The sequence below is a fragment of the Mesorhizobium sp. M7A.F.Ca.US.005.03.2.1 genome (assembly GCF_003997795.1).
In the GTDB taxonomy this organism is placed as follows: Bacteria; Pseudomonadota; Alphaproteobacteria; order Rhizobiales; family Rhizobiaceae; genus Mesorhizobium; species Mesorhizobium ciceri.
The window spans coordinates 1-5,869 of the sequence record NZ_RZRP01000382.1 but is presented as its reverse complement, the minus strand read 5'-3'; the positions used below and the strand labels follow the sequence as shown (position 1 = coordinate 5,869).

General features: G+C 60.9%; 7 protein-coding genes, 1 tRNA gene and 1 pseudogene. All 9 read right to left on the bottom strand.

Features of this window, described 5'->3' with window-relative positions; translation table 11 throughout:
• Window positions 1–1,476, bottom strand: a pseudogene (locus tag EN991_RS20570) (DNA-directed RNA polymerase subunit beta); the annotation flags it as partial.
• Window positions 1,477–1,728: 252 nt separating this feature from the next.
• The gene (gene rplL, locus EN991_RS20565; RefSeq protein ID WP_013531413.1) at window positions 1,729–2,106 is read right to left on the bottom strand and encodes a 50S ribosomal protein L7/L12; all 378 of its coding nucleotides are present in this window, start codon (window positions 2,104–2,106) and stop codon (window positions 1,729–1,731) included.
• A 54-nt stretch (window positions 2,107–2,160) separates the two neighbouring features.
• A complete protein-coding gene (rplJ, locus tag EN991_RS20560) occupies window positions 2,161–2,679 on the bottom strand; it encodes a 50S ribosomal protein L10 (RefSeq protein ID WP_013531412.1) in 519 nt (172 codons plus the stop codon).
• A gap of 393 nt (window positions 2,680–3,072) precedes the next feature.
• The gene (gene rplA, locus EN991_RS20555; protein WP_013531411.1) at window positions 3,073–3,771 is read right to left on the bottom strand and encodes a 50S ribosomal protein L1; all 699 of its coding nucleotides are present in this window, start codon (window positions 3,769–3,771) and stop codon (window positions 3,073–3,075) included.
• Between the two features lie 4 nt (window positions 3,772–3,775).
• Window positions 3,776–4,204 carry a 50S ribosomal protein L11 gene (gene rplK, locus EN991_RS20550; protein ID WP_013531410.1) on the bottom strand — a complete coding sequence of 143 codons (429 nt, stop codon included), beginning with the start codon at window positions 4,202–4,204 and terminating at the stop codon, window positions 3,776–3,778.
• 158 nt (window positions 4,205–4,362) lie between these two features.
• Window positions 4,363–4,890, bottom strand: coding sequence for a transcription termination/antitermination protein NusG (gene nusG / locus EN991_RS20545; protein WP_013531409.1), 528 nt, complete (start codon window positions 4,888–4,890; stop codon window positions 4,363–4,365).
• Between the two features lie 27 nt (window positions 4,891–4,917).
• Window positions 4,918–5,121: a preprotein translocase subunit SecE gene (gene secE, locus EN991_RS20540; protein WP_013531408.1), complete on the bottom strand. Its 204-nt coding sequence runs from the start codon at window positions 5,119–5,121 to the stop codon at window positions 4,918–4,920.
• Between the two features lie 394 nt (window positions 5,122–5,515).
• Window positions 5,516–5,591, bottom strand: a tRNA-Trp gene (locus EN991_RS20535).
• Window positions 5,592–5,671: 80 nt separating this feature from the next.
• The coding region (locus EN991_RS20530) for a putative glycolipid-binding domain-containing protein (RefSeq protein WP_206519222.1) at window positions 5,672–5,869 on the bottom strand (198 nt) is incomplete at its 5' end.

Here is a 5,869-nt window from a genome sequence, read left to right as displayed (position 1 = left end):
GATCGAGGACATGCGCTCCTTGATCGCGCGCTCCATGCGCAGCAGGCCGACGCGGTACTGGTTTTCCATCAGCTCGCCGACCGAACGCACGCGGCGGTTGCCGAGATTGTCGATGTCGTCGATCTCGCCCTTGCCGTCGCGCAGTTCGACCAGCGTCCTGACCACGGCCAGGATGTCGTCCTTGCGCAGCACGCGCACGGTGTCCTCGGCCTTCAGCTCGAGGCGCATGTTCATCTTGACGCGGCCGACGGCCGACAGATCGTAGCGCTCGCTATCGAAGAACAGCGAGTTGAACATGGCTTCGGCGGTTTCGAGCGTCGGCGGCTCGCCGGGGCGCATGACACGATAGATGTCGAACAGCGCGTCCTGGCGGCTCTCGTTCTTGTCGACGTTGAGCGTGTTGCGGATATAGGCGCCGACATTGACGTGGTCGATGTCGAGAACCTTGATCTCCTCTTCGCCGGTGCCGAGCAGCACCTTCAGCGTCTTCTCGTCGATCTCGTCACCGGCCTCGAGGAAGATCTCGCCGGTGGCGTAGTTGACGATGTCCTCGGCCAGATAGTTGCCGAGCAGGTCCTCGTCGGTCGCCTTGATCGCCTTCAGACCCTTTTCGCCAAGCGCCCGTGCCTGGCGTGCGGTGATCTTCTTGCCGGCCTCGACGACGACTTCGCCGGTATCGGCATCGACCAGGTCGCCGACAGCCTTGAGGCCGCGGAAACGCTCGACGTTGAACGGAATGCGCCAATGGTCGCCGGCACGCTTGTAGGTGATCTTGTTGTAGAAGGTCGACAGGATCTCTTCGCCGTCCATGCCGAGCGCCATCAGCAGCGACGTCACCGGAATCTTGCGGCGGCGATCGATGCGGGCGTGCACGACGTCCTTGGAATCGAACTCGATGTCGAGCCACGAACCGCGATACGGGATGACGCGCGCGGCAAACAGAAGCTTGCCCGACGAGTGCGACTTGCCCTTGTCATGGTCGAAGAAGACGCCCGGCGAACGGTGCATCTGCGAAACGATGACGCGCTCGGTGCCGTTGACGATAAAGGTGCCGTTCAAGGTCATGAGCGGCATGTCGCCCATGTAGACGTCCTGCTCCTTGATGTCCTTGATGGACTTGGCGCCGGTGTCCTCGTCGATATCGAACACGATGAGGCGCAGCGTCACCTTGAGCGGCGCGGCATAGGTGAGGTCGCGCTGACGGCATTCGTCAACGTCGAATTTCGGTCCTTCGAACTCGTACTTCACGAACTCCAGCATGGAGGAGCCGGAAAAATCGGAGATCGGGAAGACCGACTTGAAAACGGCCTGCAGCCCCTCGTCCGGACGCCCACCCTTGGGCTCCGCCACCATCAGGAACTGGTCATAGGATGCCTTCTGAACCTCGATCAGGTTCGGCATCTCCGCAACTTCCGGAATCTTTCCGAAGAACTTGCGTACGCGTCTGCGGCCATTGAAAGTCTGGGTCTGGGCCATCGTCGCTCCTTAGCTCTAAACTCGGGACGAGCCTCGCCGCGGCTCGCCTTGCATACTGGGCCACCTTGGCGGCAACCCTCTGTCTGTTTTCCCGGCGCCTGTCGGCGGCCGGCTAGAACGGGAGAAAACCCGTTTCCTGAAGGCCGGTTTTCGGCCCTCAGGAAAGAGGTTCTCGCAAAATCTCGCGTTACGCGCTCTCCCTTCGGGCGAAGGGAGTGGCGGACGGCGCGAGGCCGCCCGCCGCTTTTACGCTTACTTCAGTTCGACCTTGGCGCCGGCTGCTTCCAGCTGGGCCTTGAACTTGTCAGCGTCGGCCTTGGAAACGGCTTCCTTGACCGGCTTCGGAGCCGCTTCAACCAGATCCTTGGCTTCCTTGAGGCCAAGACCGGTGATGGCGCGGACTTCCTTGATGACGTTGATCTTCTGAGCGCCTGCGTCGGTGAGGACGACATCGAATTCCGTCTTTTCCTCGGCCGGAGCAGCAGCGGCCGCAGCGCCGCCAGCAGCGGCAACCGCCACCGGAGCAGCAGCCGAAACGCCCCACTTTTCTTCCAGAAGCTTCGACAGCTCGGCCGCCTCGAGGACGGTCAGCTTCGAAAGGTCGTCTACGATCTTTGCGAGATCAGCCATTGTTGTGTTCCTTCATAAGGTTCGAACGTGTGTTTGTGATAGCGAGGAACGGCCTCATGCCGCCTCGTCCTTCCGGGCGTAAGCGCCGATGACGCGCGCGACCGAGGCCGCTGGCGCATTGACGATCTGGGCGATCCGGGTTGCCGGCGTGGCGATCATGCCAACCAGCCTGGCGCGCAGCTCATCGAGCGACGGAAGTGTGGCGAGTGCCTTCACACCGTCGGCATTGAGCGAGGTGGTGCCCATTGCGCCGCCGAGAATGACGAGCTTGTCATTTCCCTTGGCGAAATCGGACGCGACCTTCGGCGCCGCAATCGGATCCTCCGAATAAGCAATCAGCGTCTGTCCCTTGAACAGCTCGATGATCGATGCGGAGTCCGTGCCCTGAAGAGCGATTTTGGCGAGACGGTTCTTCGCGACTTTGACGGTGCCACCGGCAGCGCGCATTTTCGACCGAAGGTCGTTCATTTGCGCGACGGTGATACCGGCGTAGTGGGCCACGACCACTGAACCTGCGTTCGAGAACGCACCGTTCAGGCCCGTGACGAGTTCGCGTTTTTCCGCTCTGTCCACTGCCTATCTCCAGTTGACCCCAATCCTGTTAACGGGAACATCCCATTGACGAGGACAGGCGTCGGGTTGCCTTTTGTCGGCCGGGCCATCCAGTAACGGATCTCCCGAACGACGCTCGAGGATCCTGCCCCCTTTCGCCACATCGACAGTCAAGCCGGCGATGCGCAGACAAAAGGCAAACACGGTTCGAACCTTTCATTGGAGCAATCGCTCCGTTGTCCGGTCTTCACCCGTCTCATGCAGGCCCAAATCGAATTAAGGCTTCTGGGCCGCCTGCAATCTCGGACAGGATGTCCGGAAACCTTTCGGCTTCCGGTACCGGGCCGCCGACAAGTCGGAGGTCCGGAATTCACTTGCGGATCAGCCGCTTGCCGGCCGATCCAAATGTTCGTATCAGGACGCGTTAAGCGTCGCGACGTCGAGCTTGAGGCCCGGGCCCATCGTCGAGGTGACCGACACCTTCTTGACGTAGTTGCCCTTGGCGCCAGTCGGCTTTGCCTTGGTCACCGCATCGGCGAAGGCGCGGATGTTCTCTTCCAGGGCCTTGACGTCGAACGAGACCTTGCCGACGCCGGCATGGACGATGCCAGCCTTCTCGACACGGAACTCGACGGCGCCGCCCTTGGACGCCTTGACGGCGGCGGCAACGTCGGTGGTGACGGTTCCGACCTTCGGGTTCGGCATCATGCCGCGCGGGCCGAGCACCTTGCCCAGACGGCCGACCAGCGGCATCATGTCCGGCGTGGCGATGCAGCGATCGAAATCGATCGTGCCCTTCTGGACGATGTCGACCAGATCCTCGGCACCAACGATGTCGGCGCCGGCAGCGCGCGCTTCGTCGGCCTTGTCGCCACGGGCGAACACGGCGACACGTACCGAGCGGCCGGTGCCGTTCGGCAGGTTGACCACGCCGCGGACCATCTGGTCGGCATGGCGCGGGTCGACGCCGAGGTTCATGGCGACTTCGATGGTCTCATCGAACTTCACCGAGGAACGGTCCTTGAGCAGCTTCAGCGCATCACCCAGGGCATAAGCCTTGTTGGGATCGATGCCTTCGCGGGTCTTCGATACACGCTTTGCAATCTTTGCCATGATCTTAGCCCACCACTTCCAGACCCATCGAGCGGGCGGAGCCCTCGACCATGCGCATGGCCGCTTCGACGTCGTTTGCGTTCAGGTCTTTCATCTTCGCGGTGGCAATCTCGCGGACCTTGTCACGCGAAACCGTACCGGCCTTGACCTTGCCCGGCTCCTTGGAACCAGAGGTCAGGTTCGCCGCCTTCTTCAGGAAGTAGCTCACCGGCGCCGTCTTCATGACGAAGGTGAAGGACTTGTCCTGATAGTAGGTGATGACAACCGGAACCGGCGATCCCTTTTCCATTTCCTGGGTCTGCGCGTTGAACGCCTTGCAGAACTCCATGATGTTGATGCCACGCTGACCAAGCGCCGGGCCGATCGGGGGAGACGGCGTAGCCGATCCCGCTTTCACCTGGAGCTTGAGCTGGCCTGCAATTTTCTTAGCCATCTCTTTTCCTGCCTTTGTCTATGCCGGTCATGCCGGCGGTTGCAGTCTGGTGGTGCGATCCATGCGGCCGGCTAAAGCCGCATTCGTCTCCCACCGTTCTCAGGCCGCGCTTCCGCGCCGCCTCCCCTGATCGCCAAACCGGCTTCAGGGATTTCGGATCAGCCCTTTTCGACCTGCCCGAATTCCAGATCGACAGGCACGGCGCGCCCGAAGATCGAAACTTCCACCTTGAGCCGCGCCCGCTCCTCGTCCACTTCCTGGACGAAACCGTTGAACGACGCGAAGGGACCATCCGAAACGCGGATCGCTTCGCCGATCTCGAACGTGACCGAGGGCTTGGGCCGCTCGACGCCTTCCTGGACCTGGTTCAGGATGCGCTGCGCTTCCGCCTCGGTGATCGGCACCGGCTTGGAGTCACCCAGGAAGCCGGTGACCTTCGGCGTGTTCTTGACCAGCGAGAACACGGCGTCGGTCAGATTGGCCTTCAGCAGCACATAGCCCGGGAAGAACTTGCGCTCGGCATCGACCTTGCGGCCGCGGCGAACTTCGACGACCTTCTCGGTCGGAACCACGATCTGGTGGATGTCGGCAGACAGGCCCTTCTGCTTGGCCTTGTTCTCGATATCCTCGGCGACCTTCTTTTCAAAGTTCGAATAGGCGTGGACGATGTACCAGCGCGCGGTCATTTCAAGACTTCTCCGTAATCGCCGGACTTAGCGTCCGATGCCCAGAATCTGTTCGACCGCGAGGCCCATGAGCTGATCAGCGGTGAAGAAAAAGATCATCGCGATCACTGCGAAGGCCAGAACCATCACCGTCGAGATCATCGTTTCGCGCCGCGACGGCCAAGTCACCTTGGCGGTCTCCGCGCGAACCTGCTGGAGAAAGACGAAAGGATTTGTGGTTTTCGAAGCCATATGCCGCTCTGTCTTCAAGACCCGTTGGCCGGGTCTCCTGGATGATCCCGCTGGCCGGGACGTGCCGCCTGAGCGAATTTCGCGCCGAATCAGCGCAATCATTTCGCCCATGCAAATCAGACGCGTAAAGCCGGTTTCCCAGCTCCACGCGTCGCGTGTCTGTTTCGTCTACATAAAACCGATTCTTGATCCACGCAAGTGGCAAGTCTCCGCTTTATGACCAAACACCGCCTCGGAACCATCCAGTCGTTCCGTCCCGGCTATGGCGCTCTTATGCCCCAATCGACCCTATATGGCAAGCGGGTTGCCGATTTTCAAAGGCCGGACCATGGAAATATCGTTTTGAACGCCATTCCGAAACGGCGAGACATTGGGTTGAATGCCATTCAGGGAATGGCACGGGCAGCAGGGCTCGAACCTACGACCTGCGGTTTTGGAGACCGCCGCTCTACCAACTGAGCTATGCCCGTACGTGCGCATGTCGGCGCAGCAGGCGCTTCCTAAAAGCTTCCGCACGCTCTGTAAAGAGCGGTTTGCATGCAAACACGCCTTAACCTCTGCGCCAGAAATCGGGATAGTCGACAACCAGCCCGTTGCGGTCGATTTCAAGTTCCCGCCTGAAGTCGCTGGCGCGCGATTCATAGAGATATCGCCTGCCCTCTTCGAGGCATGTGTAGCGCTGCGGGTTGGCGACGACCGTGAGGGCGGGGAAGTCGATGAAGGCAGTGGTTATCTCGGCACTCTGCCC